Annotated in this window: 20 protein-coding genes and 1 pseudogene; 11 read left to right on the plus strand and 10 right to left on the minus strand. The window is 62.2% G+C overall.

The window, feature by feature from the left end:
• Positions 1–20: 20 nt before the first annotated feature.
• Complete coding sequence (locus AC56QP_RS00630) at positions 21–407, minus strand: DUF302 domain-containing protein (RefSeq protein ID WP_489861311.1); 387 nt, start codon at positions 405–407, stop codon at positions 21–23.
• Between the two features lie 151 nt (positions 408–558).
• On the opposite strand from AC56QP_RS00630, the gene AC56QP_RS00635 reads away from it, so the two are divergent.
• Positions 559–3354 carry a bifunctional acetate--CoA ligase family protein/GNAT family N-acetyltransferase gene (locus AC56QP_RS00635; RefSeq protein WP_489861310.1) on the plus strand — a complete coding sequence of 932 codons (2796 nt, stop codon included), beginning with the start codon at positions 559–561 and terminating at the stop codon, positions 3352–3354.
• On the opposite strand, the gene AC56QP_RS00640 is transcribed toward AC56QP_RS00635, so the two are convergent.
• From AC56QP_RS00640 to AC56QP_RS00660, 5 genes are all read right to left on the minus strand, one after another.
• Complete coding sequence (locus AC56QP_RS00640; RefSeq protein WP_489861309.1) at positions 3263–4816, minus strand: bifunctional aminoglycoside phosphotransferase/ATP-binding protein; 1554 nt, start codon at positions 4814–4816, stop codon at positions 3263–3265. The two genes, AC56QP_RS00635 and AC56QP_RS00640, sit on opposite strands and share 92 nt — an antisense overlap.
• A gap of 53 nt (positions 4817–4869) precedes the next feature.
• On the minus strand, positions 4870–5268 hold the full coding sequence (locus AC56QP_RS00645; protein ID WP_489861308.1) for a c-type cytochrome: 399 nt from the start codon (positions 5266–5268) through the stop codon (positions 4870–4872).
• 286 nt (positions 5269–5554) lie between these two features.
• Complete coding sequence (locus AC56QP_RS00650; RefSeq protein ID WP_489861307.1) at positions 5555–6001, minus strand: pyridoxamine 5'-phosphate oxidase family protein; 447 nt, start codon at positions 5999–6001, stop codon at positions 5555–5557.
• On the minus strand, positions 6001–6708 hold the full coding sequence (locus tag AC56QP_RS00655) for a phosphoribosyltransferase (protein WP_489861306.1): 708 nt from the start codon (positions 6706–6708) through the stop codon (positions 6001–6003). Before AC56QP_RS00655 ends, AC56QP_RS00650 begins: the two co-directional genes overlap by 1 nt.
• Before the next feature lie 3 nt (positions 6709–6711).
• Entirely contained in the window at positions 6712–7149 is a 438-nt protein-coding gene (locus AC56QP_RS00660) for a DUF2267 domain-containing protein (RefSeq protein WP_489861305.1), read from the minus strand.
• A gap of 234 nt (positions 7150–7383) precedes the next feature.
• On the opposite strand from AC56QP_RS00660, the gene AC56QP_RS00665 reads away from it, so the two are divergent.
• The 7 genes and pseudogenes from AC56QP_RS00665 (at position 7384) to mgtA (ending at position 14411) form a co-directional block, all read left to right on the plus strand.
• Positions 7384–7767, plus strand: a complete 384-nt coding sequence (locus AC56QP_RS00665; protein WP_489861304.1) for a phasin family protein — start codon at positions 7384–7386, stop codon at positions 7765–7767.
• 158 nt (positions 7768–7925) lie between these two features.
• Positions 7926–9698: a PHA/PHB synthase family protein gene (locus tag AC56QP_RS00670; RefSeq protein ID WP_489861303.1), complete on the plus strand. Its 1773-nt coding sequence runs from the start codon at positions 7926–7928 to the stop codon at positions 9696–9698.
• A gap of 48 nt (positions 9699–9746) precedes the next feature.
• Positions 9747–10013 (plus strand): annotated as a pseudogene (locus AC56QP_RS00675) (YgaP family membrane protein).
• Between the two features lie 148 nt (positions 10014–10161).
• Positions 10162–11007, plus strand: coding sequence for a YiiX/YebB-like N1pC/P60 family cysteine hydrolase (locus tag AC56QP_RS00680; RefSeq protein WP_489861302.1), 846 nt, complete (start codon positions 10162–10164; stop codon positions 11005–11007).
• 43 nt (positions 11008–11050) lie between these two features.
• Entirely contained in the window at positions 11051–11407 is a 357-nt protein-coding gene (locus AC56QP_RS00685; protein WP_489861301.1) for a c-type cytochrome, read from the plus strand.
• Between the two features lie 131 nt (positions 11408–11538).
• Positions 11539–11724, plus strand: a complete 186-nt coding sequence (locus AC56QP_RS00690) for a hypothetical protein (RefSeq protein ID WP_489861300.1) — start codon at positions 11539–11541, stop codon at positions 11722–11724.
• 68 nt (positions 11725–11792) lie between these two features.
• Positions 11793–14411, plus strand: a complete 2619-nt coding sequence (gene mgtA / locus AC56QP_RS00695) for a magnesium-translocating P-type ATPase (RefSeq protein ID WP_489861299.1) — start codon at positions 11793–11795, stop codon at positions 14409–14411.
• Positions 14412–14638: 227 nt separating this feature from the next.
• Here the strand turns inward: mgtA and AC56QP_RS00700 are convergent, their stop codons facing one another.
• From AC56QP_RS00700 to AC56QP_RS00715, 4 genes are all read right to left on the minus strand, one after another.
• A complete protein-coding gene (locus AC56QP_RS00700) occupies positions 14639–16966 on the minus strand; it encodes a phosphoketolase family protein (RefSeq protein WP_489863432.1) in 2328 nt (775 codons plus the stop codon).
• 253 nt (positions 16967–17219) lie between these two features.
• A complete protein-coding gene (locus tag AC56QP_RS00705) occupies positions 17220–18392 on the minus strand; it encodes an acetate/propionate family kinase (protein ID WP_489861298.1) in 1173 nt (390 codons plus the stop codon).
• A 194-nt stretch (positions 18393–18586) separates the two neighbouring features.
• On the minus strand, positions 18587–20221 hold the full coding sequence (locus AC56QP_RS00710; RefSeq protein WP_489861297.1) for an ATP-binding cassette domain-containing protein: 1635 nt from the start codon (positions 20219–20221) through the stop codon (positions 18587–18589).
• Complete coding sequence (locus tag AC56QP_RS00715) at positions 20218–21876, minus strand: ABC transporter transmembrane domain-containing protein (RefSeq protein ID WP_489861296.1); 1659 nt, start codon at positions 21874–21876, stop codon at positions 20218–20220. Before AC56QP_RS00715 ends, AC56QP_RS00710 begins: the two co-directional genes overlap by 4 nt.
• A 155-nt stretch (positions 21877–22031) precedes the next feature.
• On the opposite strand from AC56QP_RS00715, the gene AC56QP_RS00720 reads away from it, so the two are divergent.
• From AC56QP_RS00720 to cydX, 3 genes are read left to right on the plus strand one after another with little or no spacing between them, the layout of a single operon-like run.
• Positions 22032–23552, plus strand: a complete 1521-nt coding sequence (locus AC56QP_RS00720) for a cytochrome ubiquinol oxidase subunit I (RefSeq protein WP_497104104.1) — start codon at positions 22032–22034, stop codon at positions 23550–23552.
• Positions 23553–23578: 26 nt separating this feature from the next.
• Positions 23579–24733, plus strand: a complete 1155-nt coding sequence (gene cydB, locus AC56QP_RS00725; protein WP_489861294.1) for a cytochrome d ubiquinol oxidase subunit II — start codon at positions 23579–23581, stop codon at positions 24731–24733.
• A 23-nt stretch (positions 24734–24756) separates the two neighbouring features.
• Positions 24757–24888 (plus strand): cytochrome bd-I oxidase subunit CydX, encoded by a 132-nt coding sequence (gene cydX, locus AC56QP_RS00730; protein ID WP_489861293.1) that lies wholly within the window; start codon positions 24757–24759, stop codon positions 24886–24888.
• Positions 24889–25151: the final 263 nt, after the last annotated feature.

Raw genomic sequence — 25151 nt, forward strand, 5'->3', positions numbered from 1 at the left:
TCCGATCGGGCCAATCGGCGCTAGAGTTCGCTGACCATCTCTTCCAGCAGACGTCGCACGTCGTTCGCGATGCCGGCCAGTCCGGGATTGTCGATAGCACCCATCGAGGCCACAGGATCGACTGCCGCGACCTCCACCTTTCCTGGGGAGATCTCCGTGACGATGACATTGCAAGGCAGCATGGTTCCGATCTTGTCCTCGGCCTGAAGCGCACGCCACGCGAAATGCGGATTGCACGCGCCAAGGATCACATAGGGTTTGAAATCGGCGCCGAGCTTGGCCTTCATCACCTGCTGCACATCGATCGACGTCAGGACGCCAAAACCCTTGTTCGCGAGCTTGTTGGTCACATGGTTGATTGCCGTGGCGAACGGCATATCGACGGTCTTGCTGAAATAGTAGCTCATCAGCTCTCCAATCGTGATCGTGGCCGCTCGCACCAACGGCCGCCCCGAACTTATGAGACAGTTAGTCGCGATCCCCTGAGAAAGCTTTGATCCAACGCAATGAACAGGCAAGGTCGATTGGCGACTATCGCCGCGAACTGGAGGCACAGGGGTGACGATCCGAAATCTCGAATTTGCGTTCGCCCCGAAATCGGTTGCCGTCTTTGGCGCATCGGTGCGTGATGGCGCCGTCGGCCGTGTCGTCTTCGACAACATCGTCAACGGAGGCTTCGCGGGCGAGATCTGGCCGGTCAACCAGAAATACTCCGAGGTCGCCGGTCGGCGATGCTATGCCAAGGCGGCCGACCTTCCCGGTGTTCCGGACCTTGGTGTCATCGTCACGCCGCCTGAGACTGTTCCCGCGATCGTGCGCGACCTTGCTGAAAAGGGTACGCGGGCGGCGGTTGTCATCACTGCCGGGCTGACGCGCGAAAACGGCTTGCGCCAGGCGATGCTTGATGCCGCCAAGCCCACTCTTTTCAGGATCATCGGGCCGAACACGGTCGGACTGATGATCCCGCCCGTGAAACTCAACGCCGGATTTGCGCATATGGCCGCCAAGCCCGGCAACATAGCGCTGCTGTCGCAATCCGGCGCCATCGCCACGTCGTTGATCGACTGGGCCGGCAATAACAATGTCGGCTTCTCGCAGATAGTCTCTCTCGGCGACATGGCGGACGTCGACGTGGGAGATTGTCTCGACATGCTGGCGGGCGATATGCACACCCGCGCCATCGTGATGTATCTCGAAACCATTCCCAATCCACGCAAGTTCATGTCGGCGGCGCGCGCGGCCGCGCGCCTCAAGCCGGTGATCGCGATCAAGTCAGGCCGGCACGAGCAATCGGCCAAAGCGGCCGCGACCCACACCGGCGCGCTATCCGGTGCGGATCGTGTCGTCGATGCGGCATTGCTGCGCGCGGGCATCCTGCGCGTCAAAGGTCTGGCCGAATTGTTCGATGCGGTTGAAACGACCGCCCGTTTCGCCCCGCTGGAACGAGCCCGCCTCGGCATTGTCACCAATGGCGGCGGCGCCGGCGTGCTTGCCGTCGATCAACTCATCGACTGCAACGGGGAACTGGCAGAGCTCTCGCCGGAAACGATAGCCCGCCTGGACGCCGTCCTGCCGGCCACCTGGTCCCACGCCAATCCAGTCGACATCATTGGCGACGCTCCGCCCGAGCGCTACCGGGCCGCGGTCGACGCTATCGCGGCCGATGCCGGGACCGATGTTGTCCTGGTCATGAACTGCCCGACAGGGCTCGGCTCGCCGCTCGCCGCGGCAAGCGCCGTGACGACGCTCGCGCGGGACGGCAAGATCGGCGGCAAACCGGTCCTGACCTGCTGGCTTGGCGAACACACAGCGCGAGAAGGGCGACGTGTTCTTCAGGATGCCGGCATTGCCAGCTTCGAGACGCCCGCCGACGCAGCGACCGCCGTCTCCTACCTCAGCGACTGGTCGCGCGCCCAACGGGCCCTGCTGCGCACGCCGTCGAGCCGCGACGAGGACGCCACGAGCGACCGGGAAGCAGTGCTTGCGATATTCAGGCAGGTCGCGAAGGAAGGTCGGCGAATGCTCACCGAGCCTGAAGCCAAGGCGGCGATTTCCGCTTACGGCATTCCAGTACCCGAGACGATCATCGCCAGATCCCCCGCCGAAGCGGAGGCGGCGGCCGGCCGGCTGCTCGGGACGTCCGAGCAAGTCGTCGTCAAGCTGCTGTCAAAGGCGATCTCGCACAAGTCGGACATTGGCGGGGTGGTGCTCGGCATTACCAGTAGCGCTGCAGCCGGGGAAGCCGCGCGCTTAATCGAGGCTCGATTGCGCAAGCACGACCCTCAGGCCGATATCGAGGGCTACGCCGTCCAGCCGATGGTGGTGCGAAAACAGGCGCAGGAACTGATCCTTGGTGTCAGCCGCGACCCGATTTTCGGTCCGGTTCTCCTGTTCGGGGCGGGGGGTGTCGCCGTTGAGGTGATGGACGATACCGCAATCGCGTTGCCGCCGCTCGACGACGTTCTTGCCGGTGACCTGATCGGGCAAACGCGGATCGGCCGCCTGCTCGCCGGTTTCCGCGATCGGAAACCCGCGGATCGGCAGGCGATCGTCGCGGCGCTCAACGGTCTGTCGCAGATGGTCGTAGACTTTCCCTGCCTCGTTTCAATGGACATCAATCCGTTGCTCGCCGACACCGCCGGCGTGATCGCACTGGATGCTCGTATCGAGATCGAACCGGAACGCGTGGAGGAACCAGGGCCGAACCTGGAGCTTGCCATCAGGCCTTACCCGACAGGCTGGACCAGGGACTTTGCGGCAGGCGGCGCGCGCTATCACATCCGGCCGATCAAACCGGCCGACGTCGCGCTCTATCCCGAATTCCTCGCCAGGATTTCACCGGACGATCTGCGCCTGCGTTTCCTGTCGCCACGCAAGAGTTTCTCCGACCAGATGTTGAAGCGGCTTACTCAGCTCGACTACGACCGCAACATGGCTTTCGTCGCTCTGGAGGCGAGCACTGGCGCACTGGCCGGTATCAGCCGGCTGTCCTGCGACCCGGACCACGTTAGCGCCGAATACGCATTGCTGGTGCGGACGGACTTGCAGGGCCATGGCCTTGGTTGGGAATTGCTCCGGCAGATCGTCGATTATGCAAAGGCCGATGGGATCGGTCGGATCGAAGGCATTGTGCTCAGCGAGAACGCGAAAATGCTGGCGATGTGCCGCGAGTTCGGCTTCTCGATAGGGTATCTTCCAGACGAGCCCGGCCTCGTCGAGGCAAGGCTCGAACTCCGTTGCGGTGACCTGCCTGCCGTGCCAGTCAGGAGGCTGTGCGCAGGGTCTTGGAAGTATCGCTCTCGGAAAAGCTTTTCAATTCCGCGACGATGTCGGCGAGCTTTCGATCGGCGTTGATCTTGCGCCAGCCAACCTGCGTGGCATTGCGCTGCAACTGTCGCGAGAGGATGTCGATGGTGGCGTCCGAAGGGCCGCCCTTGCGTTCACTGACCCGTTGCCAAAGCACAAGCGGATCCGCTTCCAGCCAGAATCCGGAGAATGTGATACCCCGGTCGCGCGCCGCCTTCTCGATCCGCTCCCGATCCGCCGGCCTGTCGAAAACGGCATCGGCGACAACCGAGCCGCCCTCGGAAAGGATCAAGCCGGTGCGCCATGCCATTTCACGGTAGACGCGGTCGGAGACCTCCGGCCGATAGGCCCGGTCCGGCAGCCTCGTCTCCGCGGGCACCCCATGCATGGCCTTGCGGATGCGGTCGCTTTCGACAATGCGGGCGCCGGGCGGCGCTCCGACCTGGGCGGCAAGCGCTTCTGCCACTGTCGTCTTGCCGGAACCACTCAGGCCGCCGACGGCAACGAGACACGGCGAGGTTTGCTGGAGAAATGTTCGAGCAAGTTCGAAATAGGATCTCGCCTGGGCAACCAACTTGTCGGAATCGGCACTGCCTTCCTCGACCTGCGTTGCGGTGACGTGGGCGCGCACCGCGGCCCGGACCGCCATGAAGAAGGGCAGCAGGGCAAAGCCATCCTCGTCATCGGCCTCATCGAGATAGCGGTTCATCACGAGATTGGCGAGTTGGGGAAAGCCCCGATGCCAAAGATCCATCAGCAGAAAGGAAAGATCGTAGAGCACGTCGATGCTGGCGATCTGGTCGTTGAATTCGATGCAATCAAAGAGGCGCGGTTCGCCGTCGAAAAGGCAGATGTTGCGCAGGTGCAGATCACCATGGCACCGACGGATCTTGCCCGCGGCTTCGCGTCGGTCGAGCAATCCGGAATGCCGGGCGAGGGCGGTGCGGAAGACCTCGGCCAAGGCCTTGACCTCTGCCTTCGTGAAAACATGGCTGATGGCAAAGCCGGCCTCGTTGATGTCGAGCACAGCCGCGATGTTGGACGATCCGCTGCCATCGTGGACTGTCGGTGCGGCACGGTGATATCCCACGATCATGCGTGCGACGGCGGTCATCAGTGCCGGCGTCAATTCTCCGGCGGTTGCCATCCGATCGAGAAGCCTCGACTGATCGAAGCGGACCATCTCGATCGCAGCGTCGACCATCTCGCCGGTGCCATCAAAGGCCAGTTTGCCATCGGCCTCGCGTGTGATGCGACGCACACCCAGATAAAGGCCGGGTGCGGTCCTCGAGTTGAGTTCCACCTCTTTCTCGCAAGCGGCCAGCCTCAGTGCCGGCGTCGAGAAGTCGACATAGGGCAGCTTCACTGCCCGCTTCATCTTGTAGGCGCGTTCGCCAGTCAAAAAAATCCGTGAAATATGGGTCTCTATCGCCTCGACCGGCCCCGTCGCGGCGTATGAGGCAGGATCAAGCAGAAACGCGACGGCCGCTCGCTGGTCATCAACGATCATGGACCGCCTCCTCGATGCCTGTGTCTTGCGGACATCGTTTCCGCCATGTGCTCTCATTGCTGCAATGTCTCGACATAACCGGCCAGATCATGGATCCGTTCCCTGGCGACGATTTCCCCGGCGTTCAGGCCATATTTCTTCACGTCACCGGGAAGGAACTGGCGTCCCCAGACCGGCATGTCGCGCTCGCCATGCGCCGGCACCATGGCGCGGCCGTCGATCATGGCAAAAACCCGCCAGTAGGGAAATTCGCCCCCATTTCGCCTGGAGAGACGCGTCAGGTCGGCGGGGCGCTTCAACAACTCATCGCCCAAGGGGCCATCGCCCTTGCCTTCGGGGCCATGACAGACGGCACAGGAGTTCATGTATTCCGCCTTACCGTTGCCCAGTTCCTGAGCGGTTGCCGGATTGAGGGCCAAGCCTGCGAAAACCGCGGCGATCAGGAGTCTCACTTGCGTCTCCATCGGTTCATTGGCTGAAACCTACAGCCACGCCCGGCGAGCACGTTGATGCGGATCAAATGCAGCCGCGAAAGCGTGTTTGATTCAGCGCAATGAGCGCACCGGAGGCTCCCGAGAAGGCGCGGGCGGCCCTATTCTGAAACGCGCTGATGAGGCGCGCCTGGCCATGGTCGATCCGATCGAAAGCGAACACTATCACCGTGCGGAACCCGGAGCAGACGCAGCAACCTATCTTGCCTGGTCACGGTCGGCCGGCTGCATGCTGGCGATGCGCGGCTCACTCGGTCGCTTCGCGTCCGGACACCTGCTCGATCGATATCCGGAAGAAAACGTGCGGGACGCTGTCGGCAACCAGGGGAATGGCCGGCTTGATCGCTCCAGGTTCCCACCAGTCGGCGTGCTGGCTCAGGACCGACCAAGCATGATCGCGCTGAAGCTTGTGGCCGATACGGTCGGGCAGTTCTTCATAGCGGCCATCGACAACCACGCTTCTCCATCCTCGTCCCTGGCCGCGTTCGCCAACCTGGACGGACACAAGCGGATTGGCCCGCATCCAGTCGATCTTCTTGCCCGGCAAGGAGAACGCATAGAGGTGATTGTCGGAATGGGCATAGTGCAGAGGCACGACGTAGGGCTGGCCGTCCTTCGCACATGCCAGGTGGCCGAGGCGGTTGGCCGACAGCAGTTTGGTGGATTCCAGCACGGAAAGCGTACGGACCAGCATCAATGCGATCTCCTGTTCTTCTCGGCCGTTGAGCCATCGCCAGCGACGTCGCGCCGCCGTATCTTGTGCAACTGGGCAGCTTCGTCCATGGCGGCGATCACTTCGCCGTCGGAGAGCTGCGGAAACCGCAGATAGTGATAACCCAACGCACGGAACCGCCCAGGCTGGCTAAGGCATACCACGCGATCCGCTTCCTGAGCCAGTTCGGCCACGGTATCCGGTGGAGAAACAGGCACAGCCACGACAATCTCCATGGGCGCGCGATGCCGCAGCGCGCGGATAGCAACCTTCATCGTCGTGCCGGTCGCGGCGCCGTCGTCGACAAGGATCACGGTCTTCCCGGCGACTGACAACGACTTGCGATTGCCCTTGTAGGCGATGCGTCGACGTTCGAGTTCGGGGCGTTCGAGAGCCACCAGCGCGACAAGATCGGCATCGTCGAGCGAATAGGCCTCGACGATCTCCCGGTTGAGCACGACGTCGGGCGGATTGCCGTCCACGACAGCGGCAACGGCCAATTCCGGATTGCCCGGGGCACCGACCTTGCGGACGATGAGCAGGTCGAGTGGCGCTCCGAGCGCTTTGGCGACTTCAGCGGCGACGGGAACCCCACCGCGCGGCAGCGCCAGCACAATTGGCTGGTAAAGGCCGAGCCCGGCCAATTCGAGGCCGAGCCTTTCTCCAGCCTCCTTGCGGTCGCGGAACATCGGTCAATCCACCGGCCAGAGTTCACGAAGAGACTTCTTCATCGCGTTTCGCACCTGGATGATCTCACCATGTGAAATGTGGCGATCGAGCAGCTTGAACACAGCCCTGATGGCGACATCGAAATCGACTTCGTCATCGCAACCGAAACTGGCTTCGACACGGATGATGAAATCGCGCTTCTTGCGCTCGCACGCGTTCGTAGTGGTTGGGCTCCAGCCTTCGAAAAAGACGCCGCGGATCAAGACCGGCAGCTGCGCCGAAAGATCGGCCATTTCGGCCGGCGACAACCAGTCGCGCACTGTGTGGAGAACGGTCTTGAGGAGCCGGTATGCGCTCGGCTCACTCCAGCAAAGATCCGTCGCGAGTTCGTTGACCCATTGCTGCGCCTGCTGGGCGGCGTGGGTGAAGCTGGCGAAGGAGGTGTGGGACATGTGGCTCATGACGTGCTCCCTTGTGAAGAACCACATCATTTTCGAACTTCGCGAACGTCTGCGCATTGCGCCGGATCAATTGGCCTTCTCAACACGCTGGCACGCATTCTCTCAGTTCGAGGCCAGTCAGTGCGGAAAACGTCATGCACATGTTGATCCTGATCAACGACACCGTGGCCAATGGCGGTAGGTGTTTTCCTGCAGACGTCTTGTTTGCGACTGCCTCACAATGGAGCACCGATCATGCAAACTCATTCCGAGCCGTCGCAATTCGGCATGCAGCCCCTGCCGATGTTGGAAAATGGCCAAAAGTTGATCCTCGCTGCAGCATCCCTGCAGGCGCACGCTTTCAAAACGATGATGCGTTATCAGATCGAAACACTCGCGTTTTTGAAACATCGTTACGAGCAGGACGTTAAACTGGCCGAGGATCTGGTCGCCGGTTCCGAGTTCAACGACGCGTTCGACGTTTTTTCGAACTTCCTGCAGAACGCGACATCGGAATACGCCACGGAAGCCGGAAAGGTCGCGGCGTTGACCTCGAAACTCACTTCGGAAACAGCCCGGCGCGTGCGCAAGGAAGCCGAGACCGCGATCGAGGATATGGCAGCGACAACAGTTGGATAGATCGCAAAGCTCAACCGGCGGGCAGGACGGTTTGGTCCTCCCGCGTCGGCTGGCTCGACTGCCCGATTGGATCTGGAGACCGTTCGATGGCGACCCGCAGTGAAACTCGAAGGCGATCCCCGGATTCCGTCCCTGCTGCCTCGGACGGTGATGTCGCATTGAAGCCTGTTCATGCAGCACCCGGCCAGAGTGCAGCACCCGAGAGCCTGGACGACACGTTTCGCCAGGTGGACCGTCTCGTTCACGCGGGGATGGCGCAGGCGAGTTCCGGCATTTCACCGATCAGCCTTCTGCAGGCCTTTCAGGACTGGGGCCTGCATCTGGCTATCTCGCCGGGCAAGCAATACGAGCTTTGTGGAAAGGCGATCGAAAAATCGGCTCGCCTGGCGACATTCTTGGCCAGTTGCATCGAAAGGAAGGGGCTTTCCCAACCTTGCATTTCACCCCTGCCACAGGACCGGCGCTTTGGCCATTCAGGCTGGCAGGTTTTTCCGTTCAGCGCTTACCAGCAATCCTTCCTGCTATGGCAGCAATGGTGGCATAACGCGACCAGCGACGTGCACGGCGTTTCGGCAAAGCACGAACGACTGGTCGAGTTCTACAGCCGGCAATTCCTCGACATGCTGTCGCCGTCGAATTTCATCGGCAGCAACCCCGAAGTTCTGTCGAAGACAATAGGCGAGGGCGGTTCGAACCTCTGGGCCGGGCTGGCGAATCTGGCCGAGGACCTGGCGCGGCAGTCGGCAGGCCGCCCGGCGGCCGGCACGGATCATTTCCGGCCAGGCATGGAAGTGGCGGCGACGCCCGGCGACGTCGTGTATCGCAATGAGTTCATCGAACTGATTCAGTACCGGCCGGTCACGGAAACGGTGAAGTCGGAGCCGATCCTCATCGTGCCGGCCTGGATCATGAAATACTACATCCTCGATCTGTCGCCGCACAATTCGCTCATCCGCTATCTGGTCGCCCAGGGTTTCACGGTGTTCTGTATTTCGTGGCGCAATCCCGGGCGCGAACAGCGGGAGTGGTCGATCGACCACTACCGCCGGCATGGCGTCATGGCGGCGATTGATGCGGTCTGCGATATCACCAGTGGCGCGAAGGTGCACGCGGTGGGTTACTGCCTGGGTGGAACGCTGCTTTCGATCGCGGCATCGGCGATGGCGCGCGACGGCGACGACCGGCTGAAGTCGCTTTCGCTGATAGCAGCCCAGATCGATTTCGACGAACCAGGCGAACTCGGCCTGTTTATCGATGAGAGCCAGGTGTCCATGCTCGAGGATCAGATGTGGAGCGAGGGCTTTCTCGATCAGCGGCGCATGGCGGGCGCCTTTCAGATGCTGCGCTCCCAGGATTTGATATGGTCACGCATCGTGCGCGAATACCTGCTCGGCGAACGCCCGCCAATGTCGGACCTGATGGCATGGAACGCCGACGCGACCCGCATGCCATACCGGATGCAGTCAGAATATCTGCGCCAGCTCTACCTCGGCAATGATCTCTCGCAAGGCCGTTTCCAAGTCGATGGCCGGCCGGTCCATGTCGAGGACATCAAGGTTCCGGTGTTCGCACTGGGAACGGTGACCGACCACGTGGCGCCGTGGCGTTCCGTTTTCAAGCTGACGCACCTGCTCGACACGGATATCGACTTCATCCTGACGAGCGGTGGCCACAATGCCGGCGTCGTGTCGGAGCCGGGTCACCGAGGCCGGAGCTACAAGCGGCTGCAGCATGTGAGCGGGCAACCTCATCCGGATCCCGAAACCTGGTCGGCATCCGCCGCCACCGTCGATGGTTCGTGGTGGCGGGAATGGGCGGACTGGCTGGCTCTCCATTCCGGCGCTGTTATTCCGCCGCAGCCCCCAGGCGGAGGCACCGAGCGTTACCCACCGGTCTGTGCGGCTCCTGGAACATACGTGCTTGAGCCCTGATACGGCGAAGACGGCTTGACGCCGATCAATGCCCTCTCAAGCGGCAAAGTGTTGGGATGGTGTTATCGGCAGACCGCCGCAAATCCACGAAATGCCTGGAGAATCAGCATGCTCAAGATGAATGTCGGCTTTGTCGATCGCGTTGTACGCGTGATCGTCGGACTCGCGCTGCTTTCGCTTTTCTTCATCTATCCGGGCGCTGCCTGACGCTATGGTCTGCTCGTGGGCTTGGTTCCACTGCTCACGGGATTGTTCGGAACCTGCCCCCTCTACACACTGCTCCGAATCTCGACCTGCCCGGCAGGAAAGGCCTGAATTGACTTAAGTAATTCATGCTGGCGCTTTTCAGCGCCGGCGGCTGGCTGCTTCAGGCTAGCCTTGATCCCCCCGAAAACGAAATCAACGCCTGATCCAGATTGGCTGCGAGATGAGGGACACTCTTGCGAGGACAGTTCGCGGCTATGTGCTGCTGCTGGTGACCATTGCACTTGCGGGATGTATCCACCAGCAGGAGAAACCCACTTCCATGGGCGCAGCCACATTCGCCGGCAACCTGTCGCAGTGCTGCCTCAACGCCGAGAAATATCCGGCTTGGTTGGTGGATCTGGTCGAACCGGCGGCGCCGCTTGTCGGGCGCACGATTGCGCATGTTGTCTGGAGGCAGGGTTATCTCGCCAACAGCATGGCCCAGAAGACAATTCTGAGTGTGCTGAAACCCCTCGACATCCTTGTTTTGAGTTCAAAAGGCCGAATGTCTGGCCACACCATCCCCGGGCTTTTTGGCCATGCCGCCGTCTATCTCGGCACCGAGACGGAACTGCGCCAAATGGGCGCCTGGGATGATCCACGCATTGTGCCGTACCAGGAGCGCATACGGGCAGGCGCGATGATGATTGAAGCCGATCAGGACGGGATTCATCTGTCGCCGGTGCGTGTCGTGCTCAATGCCGATCGGGTGGTGGTCCTGCGGCCACATCTGAGGAGCAATCGACGGCGCAGGGAAGTAATCGCTGGGCTCGTCGAGCATATAGGCCAGCGCTTCGATTTCCATTTCGATAACGCAAGTTCGGAGCGGCTCTACTGTACAGAACTGATCAATCACGTGATGCCGGAAGCCGGTCTGCCTGCCCGTCGCCTCTACGGTCGTCAGACCACTTTGCCCGACGAGGCCGTTGCCTGGGCCGCTGTTGGAAAATCAAATCTCGACCTGGTTCTCTATGTCAGAAGTCTCTCACCACAATGGGAAAGTGCATCGCGCCGAACGCTGGTCGCCGACATTGCGTCGGCATGGCATGCCAAGGCCGATTGATGGAAATCAAGGCAGGGGACGGCCATGAGCGCAGATTGCCGCAATGAACGCTTCCATCGAAGATAGCAACGTCCGACATCATTCCTTGCGGACCCTTGTCCTCGCCCTCTCGCTGGTTGTGCCCGCGCTGCCGGCGCTGGCCGACAGCTTAACGGAGCGCGGCAAGGCCTTGGTGGAGTTCAATTGCGCCCGCTGCCACGCCATTGGAAAAACCGACAAGAGCAGCCATCCGGACGCTCCCGCCTTTCGCACCCTGTCAAAGCGCTATCCGCTGACGGATTTGGAGGAAGCACTTGCGGAAGGCATTTCGACCGGTCATCCCGACATGCCTGAATGGGTTGCCAGCCCCGACCAGATCGATGCGATCATCGCCTACATAACCAGCGTGCAGCAGCCGTGACGGACGCCACCGACCAGGCACCTGGCCGCACCTGACTGGTGGTTTCGTGCACAATCGGGCGGCATTTGACGGCGATCAAGTCCCCATCTCGCGGCGAGCCTAGAATGGCAACTCCTCGACGGAGCGAGATGATGAAGGATTTCAACGATAAGACCGCGATCGCGGCAGGGGTCGGATCGGGAACCGGCGCCGCTCTTGCGGGCGAGTTGGCTGCAAGCGGCGCGCATGTCGCCGCCGACGTCGATATGGCAACCTTTGGCTGCGTCTCGCGCTCTCTGGTCGAGGAAAGCGGCATCAACCGCTTCGTGTCGCATTGATGGTGTCTCGTACTGTGCCGGGCGATGTCGAACAGCCACCGCGACAGGACGGGCAAACAGGAATTGCGATGCAACCCGTCCCTGCATCGGCGGGAATTCCTGACAAAGATGCCTATTGGTCGATCGAGGCCAACGACCTCCTGAAACGTCTCGATACGTCGGGCTCGGGGCTCGCCGCCTCCGAGGCCGCATCAAGGCTTGCAAAATTCGGCCGAAACACGCCGGAGGCTCGGTCCGGCACATCGGCTTTGACCGTATTCGTCCGGCAATTCCGCAGTCCACTGGTCCTGATCCTCATTTTTGCGGCCGGCGTGTCGGCTTTCGTTGGTGAGGGCCAGGAGGCCGCGATCATCGGCGCGATCGTGCTGGCGAGCTGCGTCCTGAGCTTCACCCAGGAATACGGCGCGTCGCGGGCGACAGAAGCACTGAAACAGCGTGTTTCACACAAGGCTATCGTCCTGCGCGACGGTGCCGAATGCGCGATCAATGCCGAAGACATCGTGCCTGGGGACGTGATCCGGCTCTCGGCCGGAAACCTCATTCCCGCGGACGGTATCATTCTGGATGCGCGCGATTTCAATGTCAGCGAGGCGGTGCTGACCGGTGAGACGTTTCCGGTTGTGAAAACACCGGGTCGATCGGCGCCAGAAGCTTCCGTCGCGCAGCGCAGCAATGCTGTCTTCACCGGCACGTCGGTCCGCAGCGGTACCGCTACCGTGCTGGCGGCGACAACCGGTGAACGCACCGAGTTCGCGTCTATCGCCGCGGCCCTCGAGCGACGTATCCCCGAGACGGGGTTTGCCAAGGGTATCAGACGCTTTGGCTACCTGATGACGGAGATCATGCTGGTGATCGTCATCATCGTGTTCTTCGCCAATCTCCTGCTCCATCGGCCGCTGATTGAATCGCTGCTGTTCTCACTGGCGCTGGCGGTGGGTCTCACGCCGGAACTGCTTCCAGCCATCATCAGCGTGACGCTGGCTCGAGGTGCCCGCGCCATGGCGGCCAACGGCGTCATCGTGCGCCGGCTCGATGCCATCGAGAATTTGGGCAGCATGGACCTGCTTTGCACAGACAAGACGGGAACGCTGACCGAAGGTGTCATCCACCTCGATGGGTGGCTCGATGTCGATGGCAATCCATCGACGGATATCCTGCTTTGGGCACGGCTCAATGCGACCTTGCAGACCGGGTTGAAGAACCCACTGGACGAAGCGATAGCCGGTGCCCAGGGCGACGACGGTGCAACATTGAAGTCCTTCACGAAGGTCGATGAGATTCCCTACGATTTCATCCGCAAGCGGCTGTCCGTTGTTGTCCACCACAGCGATGCCGAAGACCTGCTGATCACCAAGGGTGCGGTGCAAAATGTCCTCGAAGTCTGCAGCTACCTTCGAACTGCGAATGGGCTGAAACCCCTGGATGGCACGCATCGTGCCGCGATCGACGAGAAATTTAGACGCTGGAGTGCCGACGGCTATCGGGTCCTGGGTATGGCTATCCGCCGTTTCGAAAGCCGGGGGGCCATCTCCAGGAAGGACGAGACCGGTCTCGCCTTTGCCGGTTTCCTGCTCTTCCTCGACCCGCCGAAGCAGGGGATCAAGGAGGCGCTTTCCGCGCTTGCCCACAGGGGTATCGCCGTAAAGGTCATTTCGGGCGACAACCGATATGTCACCGCGCATCTCGCCACGGCGGTTGGCTTGCGCGCCGACAGGATCATGACTGGCGAGGATCTGTCGAAGCTGACAAAAGGCGCTCTCTTCGCAGCCGCGCAACACACCGACCTGTTTGTCGAAATCGACCCCAATCAAAAAGAACGCATTGTCGAAGCATTCCGAAGCCGAGGCCATGTCATCGGCTATATGGGAGACGGCATCAACGATGCGCCGGCCCTGCACGAAGCTGACATCGGTATCTCGGTCGACACCGCGGTTGATGTCGCACGCGAGGCTGCCGACATCATTCTTCTCAGGCAGGATTTGGGCGTACTCGTGCGCGGCGTCGACGACGGCCGCAAGACCTTCGCCAACACGATGAAATATATCTCCATTACCACCAGCGCCAATTTCGGCAACATGATCAGCATGGCCGCCGCCTCGCTGTTCCTGCCGTTCCTGCCGTTGCTGGCGACGCAGATCCTGCTCAACAATTTCCTGTCGGACATTCCCTCGCTGGCTATTGCCAGCGATAATGTCGATCCAGACCAGTTGCGCCGGCCGCGGCGCTGGGACATTGGCTTCGTCAGGCGATTCATGATCGGCTTTGGCTTGGTCAGCTCGCTATTCGACTTTGCAACCTTCGGTTTCCTGGTGTTTTTTGCACATGCGACGGCGGCCGCCTTCCAGACCGCATGGTTCGTCGAGTCACTGCTGACGGAACTCGCCATCGTGCTCATCGTGCGCACGCACAAGGCGTTCTGGACGAGCCGTCCCAGCCCCCTGCTTGCATGGCTTACATTGGCTGTCGCGGTTATCGCGATCGCCATACCCTACGTGCCCTTCGCCGCGTACTTCGGCTTCGTGCCGCTGCCGCTGCCCGTGCTTTTCGGGCTCGTCGCCATCACCGCGCTCTATCTGTTGGCCTCGGAGGTGACCAAGCGCTGGTTCTTCGATCACGAGAAGCATCATTCCCATAGAACGCGATCCAACAAGACGCCGACGGGTAACAGACTGCCACAATCACCCTGATGGCGCTTTCTCGGCTGATGATTGATTGCCAAGGGTGGACGGCATTGCAACAACTGCATGCCCGCACCTTCCGCGATCCGCTGCACCTGTTGAGAGGTGCGGGACCCTGCAACGGTTGCATGTAGGGTCTGTAGGACGTGGTTCGCGTGGGCCAGCGTCAGTTCATCGAGAGGCGCGCGGGGCTAACCGGCAAGGATTTCGTGCCTCGGCCAACGGCGTTGCCCCGTTCAAACCCCGACGGTCCAGCGCCATTCGCGGATCTCGGGCATGTCGATGCCGTGGGCGCGAATGTAGCGTTCGTGTTCGACGAGCTTGTCGCGCATGGCCTGCTTGACGTAGACGGCGCTTGCGCCCAGCCCTGGCACGAGGTCGATGACGTCGGCAGCGAGATGGAAGCGGTCGAGCTTGTTGCGAACCACCATGTCGAACGTGGTCGTCGTCGACCCTTCCTCCTGATAGCCGCGCACATGGATGTTCTGGTGGTTGGTGCGCTTGTAGGCCAGCCGGTGGATCAGCGTCGGATAGCCGTGATAGGCGAAGACCACGGGTTTGTCCTTCGTGAACAGCGCGTCGAAGTCACCATCGCTCAAGCCGTGCGGATGAGCCGTGTTTGGCTGCAGCGTCATCAAGTCCACCACGTTGATCACCCGCACCTTCAATTCCGGAAGGTAGTGGCGCAGCAGATCCACCGCCGCGAGGGTCTCTAGGGTAGGCACATCGCCGGCGCAGGCTAGAACGACATCGGGCTCACCGCCCCGGTCGTTGCTGGCCCATTCCCATATACCGACGCCCTGGGTGCAGTGTTTGATCGCCGCGTCCATGTCGAGCCATTGTGGGGCAGGGGCCTTTCCCGCGACGATGACATTGATCCGCCCCCAGCTTCGGAGGCAGTGGTCGGTGACGTAAAGCAGCGTATTGGCGTCCGGCGGCAGGTAGATGCGGACGATATCGGCCTTCTTGTTCGCGACATGGTCGATGAAGCCGGGATCCTGATGGCTGAAACCGTTGTGATCCTGCTGCCAGACATGGGATGTCAGCAGATAGTTCAGCGATGCAATCGGGCGCCGCCAGGCAACGTCCCGCGAAGTCTTGAGCCACTTCGCGTGCTGATTGAACATGGAATCGACGATGTGGATGAACGCTTCGTAACAGGAAAGCAGGCCGTGACGACCAGTTAGCAGGTAGCCCTCAAGCCAGCCCTGGCACAGATGCTCACTGAGGATTTCCATCACGCGGCCAGTCGGCGCCAGATGGTCGTCTTCCGGAATGGTCCGTGCATCCCAGGCCCTGTCCGTGACCTCGAACAGCGCTTGCAACCGGTTTGACGCGGTCTCGTCCGGACCGAAGACGCGAAAGTTCCGGCTTGCCCGGTTCTCACGCATCACGTCACGCAGGAACGTGCCCATGATCCGGGTCGCCTCCGCATTGGCTTCTCCGGGGTGCGCGACGGGAATGGCGTAGGACTCGAATGCGGGCAGCCGCAGCGGACGCATCAGCGCTCCGCCATTGGCATGTGGATTGGCGCTCATGCGCTGCTCGCCCGCTGGGGCGAGCGCGGCGATCTCGGTGCGCAGAGCACCCGCCTCATCGAACAGTTCCTCGGGCTTGTAGCTTCGCAGCCAATCGTCCAGAAGTTGCAGATGACCGGGCTTGGTCATGTCGCTGAAAGGCACCTGATGCGAGCGCCAGAAACCCTCGGCCTTGAGCCCATCGACCGTCTTCGGGCCGGTCCAACCCTTCGGGCTGCGCAGCACAATCATTGGCCACTGAGGCCGCTGGGCCTGACCGTCTCCGCGCGCGGCCGATTGGATAGCTTCGATGCGTGCGAAAGCCTCTTCCAGCGCACCGGCCATTTTCTGATGCATTAGCTGGGGCTCATCACCCTCCACGAACAGGGGCGCATAGCCGTAGCCGCGCAACAGCGCCTCCAGTTCCTCGGGCGGGATGCGCGCCAGCACCGTGGGGTTCGCGATCTTGTAGCCGTTCAGATGCAGGATCGGCAGAACGGCGCCATCGGCCGCGGGGTTAAGAAATTTGTTGGCGTGCCACGACGTCGCCAGCGGCCCGGTTTCGGCTTCGCCGTCGCCGATCACGCACGCGACGACGAGGTCGGGATTGTCGAGCACCGCGCCGTAGGCATGCGCCAGCGAATAGCCGAGTTCGCCACCCTCGTGAATTGAGCCGGGCGTTTCCGGCGCGGCATGGCTGGGTATGCCACCAGGGAAAGAGAACTGGCGAAACAGCCGACAGAGTCCTTCCTCATCGCGAGATATGTCGGGATAGAGCTCGCTATAGGTGCCTTCCAGATAGGTATTGGCCACGACACCCGGAGCTCCGTGCCCCGGTCCGGCAACGAAAAGCACTTTGGTGCCCCTGGTCCGGATGATGCGATTGAGATGCACGTAGACAAAATTCAATCCGGGCGTGGTGCCCCAGTGGCCGAGAAGGCGCGGCTTGACGTGCTCGATCTTGAGTGGTTCTCGCAAGATGGGATTGGCAAGCAGATAAACCTGACCGACGGACAGATAATTCGCCGCGCGCCACCATGCGTGCATGAGCTTCAATTCGTCCGGCGGCAGGGCCTGTCTTGTCGGCACGGTGTCCCGTTCAGTCGCGTCCATGGGAAATGTTCCCGTCTCTGGTTGTCAATTGCGCGCCGCCGGTTCAGTTCGCGAGCGGTTCGATCGGACCGACATTGCGGCGGGCATTATCGCTTCACATTGATCCCGATCAACAACAAGCGTCCGCGCTCCAATAGGTTGCGTCCGCCGGCCCAAGCCCTGCGGCGCGCGGCGGGTGTGTCGGCCCTCAGATGATGGACAGGGCCTCTTGCGCGATCACCTGTTCCTCATCGGTCGCAACGACCATGACGACGACCTTGCTGTCTGCTGCCTCGATCCGCGTGGCGTTCCGCGCATTCGCCGCGGCATCGATGACCATGCCGAGCCATCCCAGGTGCTTGCAGATGGCTGCACGGATCTCCGGCTGATGCTCACCGATGCCGGCGGTGAAGACGATGCCGTCGAGCCCGCCCAGCGCTACGGTGATGGCCGCCGTTTCCCGCGCAATGCGAAAGGCGAATAGATCAAGCGCTTCGCGTGCTCTCGGATCCTTGCTTGAGATCAGGTCGCGGCTGTCGGCGCTGATACCCGAAATGCCCAGCAGGCCGGAACGGTGATAGAGCATGTCCTCGATATCCGCGACGCTCAGACCGCGCTGCTTCAGGAGGTGGATGATGACGCCAGGGTCCAGTGCGCCGCAGCGCGTTGCCATCGGAATGCCATCGAGCGTCGAAAAACTCATGCTGGTGTCGCGGCTGATGCCCGCGGCGAGCCCGCACAGGCTCGCGCCGCTGCCGAGATGCGCGACGATGACGCGTCCGGCGGCGGTATCGGGTGCAAGCTCCTGTATCCTGGAAGCGATAAATTTGTAGGAGAGGCCATGGAAGCCGTAGTGCTTGATGCCCTGGTCGAACAGCTCGCGCGGGAGGGCAAAGCGGCGGACCAGATCGCTCTGGCTGCGATGGAAGGCGGTGTCGAAGGACGCGACCTGGCGTAACCCCGGCCGCAAGTGGCTGACGGCCCGGATCAGGCGAATGCTTTGAGGCTGGTGGAGCGGCGCCAATGGCACCAAAGCTTCGATCGCGGCCAACACGTCGTCGCTGACCAAGGCCGGCCCGTCAAAACGGTCGCCGCCATGCACCACCCGATGGCCGACCGCGCAAAGTTCGTTCACGGAGAAATGGTTCTCGATCCACGCCAGAATTTCATCGATCAAAGCGTGGAGATCGTCGCTCACCGTTGCCTTCAACACGACGTCGAACGCGCTGGTTTCCTCCTCGACACGCAGCGTCAGGGGCAGGTGCCGCAGATCGACCACTCCCCTGGCCAGGGGCCGCGGCCCGTGCGTCCCGATCGCGAACAAGGCAAGCTTGATGGTGGAAGAGCCGGGGTTGAACGTCAGCACGATCGGACCGCTCATGGTTTCGCCTTCTCAGTGCTTTGATCTGACCGGTCGCGGACCGTTTTTCACGCGACGGCCCTTGCAAGTCGGGAGTTACCACAAAGATGGAGGGCGCCGGACACAAGAAAAGACCCACTCCAAAGTCAGCCCGAAAACTGGTCTTGCGCCAGCGCTTTCAAATAGGCGACTTCGGAAAATCGTTCCCTGTCGCGTCATTGCAGTCGAACCGCCGCGCTCCCTTTCGGTGCCAGCTCGTCATGGCTCGACAGGATGACGATGCGTTGCCGCAGCCGGTGCAGTAGCGCATCAAGAATGCGCTTGCCCTGTTCGGTATCGAGATGTTCAGTCGGCTCGTCCAGAAGCACGACAGGCCGATTGGAAAGCCATGCACGGGCGAGGTTCAGCCTTTGCGCCTCGCCGAGCGACAGCACATCCTGCGTGATCCAGCCGTCCAGGCCGCCTGCTGCCCTTATCCGGTCCTGAAGTTCCACACTGCTCAATGCGCTCCACAATTCGTCGTCACTGGCGTGCGGGGCAAACAGGTTCTCGCGCACGGTGTCGGCGAGAACCGTCGCATCATGGGGGCAGAAGCAACTCAAGGCGCGACGCGCATCCGCATCGAGGCCGATGCCGTCGCTCAAGACGCATCCGTCACAGACGTCCAGCCAGCCGGCGATCTGCTTCAACAAGGAGGTCTTGCCGCAGCCGCTGGCGCCATGCAGGACAGTTGGCATGCCAGCCTTGAAGGTCACGCTGACCGGCCTTCCAATCAACCGGCCATCCGGGGCGTGGCGTGGCAACCGGTCTAGCGTCAACGAAGAGACGCGCTCCGGGACATGCTTGCGCGACACACCGTCGGGGGCGTTCCATTTGGCCAGCGTCGACCGAGCTTTCTTCTCGCGCGCGAAGGCGACGACGATCTTCGATGCGCCCAGTACGGATTCGCCAACGGCCAGCCAGGCGAAGGCCAGCAGGGCGGGCACCAAAAGGGCCTCGCCGCGCAGGCCCGACAACCAGGCGGACACCAGGACGCTGAGCATGGCGCATGGCGCCACGCAGTTGGCCAACATATCGAACAAGGCCTGCCTGTGGCGCAGCGCCAATGCGTGCATATGGGCATTGGCGTAGCCATCGAACGGCGCTTCAAGCATGAGACCCCAGCGGCGTTCGCCCTGCAATGGCACCACGGCCTGTATGGCGGCGCCAAGCAGGCGGGAAGCCTGCTGCCTGCCTTCGCGCATGGCCGCCAGATCGGTGTCGGCACGGCTTGCCAGGAAATAGGCCCCGACGATGTTCACCGTGATGAGCAGCAGGATCGGCACGACTGCCAGCGGCGCTATCAACAGGGTCGCGGCGACCAGCAAGAGAATGGCGACGCCAAGGGTCGCTGACGGCAGGCTGACGCGCAGGCGCGCATAATCCACGTCCTCGACGTCGTCGAGATAGTCGGCAAGGCGATCCTGGTTGCCAAGCTGCCAGCCGGCCTTGCGCACCGAGGGAGCCGCCGCCATCGCGGCGAACAGCGTCGAGCGGCGCCGGACCTGATCGGTGAGCGCCGCCCGGTGGCCGACAACACGCTCGCCATATTTGGCCGCTGTCCGTGTCAGGGCGAACAGGCGAATCAATGCGGCGGGGACATGGTAGTTGAACATCAATGCGGCGGGCGTCAGGCCCGCCAGGGCGACCGCGCCGAGAAACCATACGGACACGCCGGTGAGCAGGATTCCGCTCGCCAGGGCGGCAAATGCCAGAACAAGGGCGAGGCGCCACGGGGCCCTGTTTCGGACTGGCTCTTGCGGTGGGCCGATCCGCGTCTGCGCGGCGATCGAGGACGCGGTGCCGTTCATGCGACTTTCTCCCGTGCCTGACGGTTGTCGGCGCCGAGGTCGATGGTCGTGCCGGCAAGCATGGCCAGGCTTCTGTCATGCGTGGCCACCAGGACGAGCCGGCTGCACGCCGCATCCGCAAGCGCACGACGCACCATCGCGGCGTTGCCGGGATCAAGCTTGGCGGTGGGCTCGTCGGCGAAGACGGCCCGGCCCGAGATCAGCGCACGCGCCAGGCCGATGCGCACCCGTTGCCCGCCGGAGAGGTTCTCACCACCCGCCTGGATCAGCGCGTCAAGTCCACCGGGCAGAAGTACATCGTCGAGAAGACCGACATTGCCCGCAGCAAGCAACAGCCGGGTTCGGCAACATGCGCCGTTTTGCCAGGCGATGGCAGCGCCAAGCGTGCCTTCCGGCACATAGATGTCGGTGGAGCACCAAGCGATATCGGGGTGGGTGTCGGGATCCGCTTCGAAAGATGGCGCGGCCCCGATCCCGGCAAGGTGGCGCAGCAGGGTCGACTTGCCCGATCCGCTCGGCCCGGTGATGGCTACCAGCCCGGTCCGGGGCAGAAGCGATGCGGCCCCGGCCAGATCGCGGGTCACGATGGCGGCTTCGAAAGCCGGCGATTGCGGAAGAGCGCCCAGAACGAGCGTGTCGAGCGCGGTGGCGGCGGCGAGGCCCTCGGCCTTGGCGTGATACTGCTCCGCGTAGCGCCGGAACGGGGCAAAATACTCCGGCGCGATCATCAGTATGAACAGGCTCTGCCAGAGCTGGAGGTCGGCGAAGCCGGGGATGCTGATGAGCTTGAGATGGCCGAGGCCGAGAAACACGGCGAGCATCGCGATCGATAGCGACGAGAAGAAGTCGATGATGCCGGCGTTGAGGAAGGCGATCCTGAGCACGCCCATCGTGCCTGAGGCATAGGTATCCAGCCGCACCGCGAGCTTGCGCCTTTCCCGGCTCAGCGCGTGGTTTCCAAGAATGGTGGGCAAGGTGCGGATGCGATCGGCGAACTGTGCAGCGAGACGACCGAATGCTTTTTCCTGAGCCTCGGCGCCGCTACGGATCGCGCCACCAATCAGAGCAAAAAAAACGATCATCACCGGGGTCAGCACGACCAGCGCCAGTGCCGCCTCCCACGAAACGGCGACAATCACGGTTGCGGCAAGCAGCGGGCCCAGCCCCAGCATGGTCGATGCGAGGCGATGCCCGACCACGAGACCGGCCACGGCTTGCGGGTAGCGTTGCAGTCCGGCGATCAATGTTCCGAGCGGCTTCGCCTGGATGTCGCCGGGAAGAGCCGCGGCGAGGGTGCGACGCACCGACTCGAGCAGGCCGTTGGCGACCTTCAGTTCCGCATTGGCGACAGCTCGGTCGTCCAACAGGCCGACGACAGAACCGAGGACCAGGCTGACCAGCGCCGCGCCAAGCAGCAGCCAGCTTGCATTCCCCGAGATCATGCGGCCCACGAACATTGCCGCCAGACCTATGAAGGCAAGCCGCAGCACCGCGCGCGCCGCTTGCAATGCAAGGGCGGAACGCAAGCCTGGGGCGGCAAAGTCGCGCGCAACGCAAAGTGTCTTGCCGGGGGCAGGCGCCCCTGGATTGGTCGCTTCCGGCGGATTTGCCCCCGTTGGCCGTTTGCCGCGGTGTTTCAGGACGGTTTCGAGCATGACGGTTCAATCTCATGCCGGGGCCATCAGCGAATTGACGCACGTCAAAAGGCGCGACCGCCGAACACGCTATCGAAGGAGACGCTTAACGGAGCTCTCCCATGACCAACCCACTGCTTGTGGAGTTGTCGCGACTGCAATTCGCGCTGACTGCGATGTACCACTTCCTGTTCGTCCCGCTGACACTGGGTCTCTCCATCATGCTTGCGATGATGGAGACGGTCTACGTCATGACCGGCCGCACGATCTGGCGCGACATGGTCAAATTCTGGGGTGTGCTGTTCGGCATCAATTTCGCCCTCGGCGTCGCCACGGGCATTACCATGGAATTCCAGTTCGGCATGAACTGGGCCTATTATTCGCACTATGTCGGAGACGTGTTCGGCGCCCCTCTCGCAATCGAGGGCCTGATGGCGTTCTTCCTGGAGGCGACCTTCGTCGGGCTGTTCTTCTTCGGCTGGGAAAAGCTCTCTGCGCGCGCGCATCTCGTCGTCACCTGGCTTGTCGCGCTGGGCACCAATTTCTCGGCGCTATGGATCCTGATCGCCAATGGCTGGATGCAGAATCCTGTCGGCGCGGCCTTCAACCCGGACACGATGCGCATGGAAGTGACGGATTTCATGGCCGTCATCTTCAATCCGGTGGCGCAGGCGAAGTTCGTCCACACTGTTTCGGCGGGCTATGTCTGCGGCGCCGTTTTCGTGCTCGGCGTTTCGGCCTTCTATATGCTGCGCGGGCGGCACATCGATCTCGCCAAGCGGTCTTTCGTCATCGCCTCGGCCTTCGGCATCGCCTCGTCGCTGTCGGTCATCGTACTCGGCGACGAGAGCGGCTACGACATCACCGACAACCAGAAGATGAAGCTCGCCGCCATGGAGGCGATGTGGGAGACCGAGCCGGCTCCGGCCTCCTTCACCGCGTTCGGCGTTCCCAGCATGAACGACCGCACGACCTATTTCGCCGTGCATATCCCTTGGGTCATGGGCCTTATCGGCACCCGTTCGATCGACAAGGAGATTCCCGGCATCTTCGAACTCGTCCAGAGGGCCGAGGGGCGGATCCGCAACGGGCTGACAGCCTACGACGCGTTGGAAAAGCTCAAGGTCAACCATGGCGACGCGGCGGCACGCGCCACCTTCGACGCGACAAGCAGGGATCTTGGCTACGCCCTGCTGCTGAAGCGCTATATCGATGATCCGCGCCAGGCCACCGACGATCAGGTCAAGCAGGCGGCATGGTCGACCGTGCCGGAAGTGCCGGCGATCTTCTTCACCTTCCGGATCATGGTGTTATGCGCCTTCCTGCTGCTTGCCGTCTTCGCGATCTCGCTCTGGCATACGATGCGCGAGACGCCGGCGCCGCGCTGGCTATTCCGCATGGCGCTGATCGCGATGCCATTGCCATGGATCGCCATCGAGCTTGGCTGGTTCGTCGCGGAATTCGGCCGCCAGCCCTGGATCATCGAGGGCATGCTGCCGACCTTCCTGGCGACATCCGATCTCGGCATCCCCGACCTCGTGATTACCATCTTGGGCTTCACCCTCGTCTATGGCGTGCTGGCTGTGATCGAGGTCAAGCTGATGCTGCAGGCGATAGCGAAAGGGCCTATTGTCGGCGCCGATATCACGCCTCCCGTCGGCGAAGGCGCAAAGATCCGTCTGGCGGCCGCCCAGTAACCCGGGACCTGCAAGGAACAAAGACGATGACCGATTTCCTCTTTAGTTACGAAACGCTGCGGATCATATGGTGGGTGCTGCTTGGCGTTCTTTTGATGGGCTTCGCGGTGACCGACGGCTTTGACATGGGCGTGGGGGCATTGCTGCCTTTCGTCGCAAAAACAGATATCGAGCGACGCGTTGCCATCAACACCGTCGGACCGGTCTGGGAAGGCAACCAGGTCTGGTTTATCCTGGGCGGCGGCGCCATCTTCGCTGCCTGGCCGGCGCTCTACGCATTGAGTTTCTCGGGCTTCTACCTCGCCATGTTCCTGGTGTTGTTCGCGCTGATCCTGCGGCCGGTCGGCTTCAAATACCGCTCCAAGCGGGAGAGTCCCCGCTGGCGCTCGAACTGGGACTGGGCGCTATTCATCGGCGGCGCCGTGCCGGCGCTCATCTTCGGCGTGGCAGTGGGCAATGCGCTGAGAGGCGTGCCGTTCCACTTCTCTACCGACCTGCGGCCGTTCTATGAGGGCACCCTGTTCGGCCTGCTTAATCCGGTGGCGCTTTATTGCGGCCTGGTTTCGCTGACCATGCTTGTCATGCATGGCGCGGCGTGGCTGACATTCAAGGCGGAAGGGCCGGTGGCTGACCGCGCCCGCATCATCGGCGGCAAGGCCGCGCTTGCCACCGCTGTTCTGTTTGCCGGCGGCGGAGTGCTTGTCTGGCTCGGGCTGCTCGGCGGCTATGAGGTGACCAGCGCCATCGTCTGGGATGGTCCGTCCAATCCGCTCGGCAAGACGGTGATCGCGAATTCCAGCGCGTGGCTGCGCAACTTCAATGCCACGCCGGCCCTTTGCCTGGTGCCCGCGCTGGGCATCGTGGCGCCGCTGGCCGCCGCGGCCGGCTTCCGTGCGCGTCTCGAAGGCCTCACCTTCCTCGCATCCAAGCTTGGCGTGCTCTGCATCATCGCGACTGTCGGCCTGGCGATGTTTCCGATCATCCTGCCGTCAAGCAGCAATCCGGGCCATTCGCTTGCCGTGTTCGACGCATCCTCAAGCCGGGCGACACTGCGCAACATGCTGATCGCAACTGTCATCTTCCTACCGCTGGTCCTTGCCTACACAGCCTGGGTCTACAGCGTGCTTTGGGGCAAGGTCAGCGAAACCTCGGTACGCGAGGCTGGTTCATCGGTGTACTGAAACAGAGATTGGAGATTGCAACGATGTGGTACTTTGCCTGGATCCTAGGCCTCGGACTGGCCACCACGGTCGGCATCCTGAATGCCCTCTGGTACGAGCTGCGCGCGGTTCGCGCGCAACCGTCAGACAGAACTGAGCATCTAAACACGCCGTGACAGGGCGGCTTCAGCCCGGCGAATGTCTTGTAGACAAAGGCCTATAGGCGAGAGGGCAGGGCAGGACGTTACGGCTGCAAGCGAATTTTCAGGACCAATGCCTAGGCCTGCTCGACCGTTCCCTCCAGCAACTCGCTATTGATCAGGTGCCCGCTCAATCCCGATCGGGCGGCGGATAATTCCGGGCCTGAAGATCAACCGCGTTCCGCTGCTCATGTGCGCGCGACAAAGCCCCTGCTCAAGTGGCGGATGGGGCCCGACGG

The organism is Mesorhizobium sp. RCAM 05104 (genome assembly GCF_059683645.1).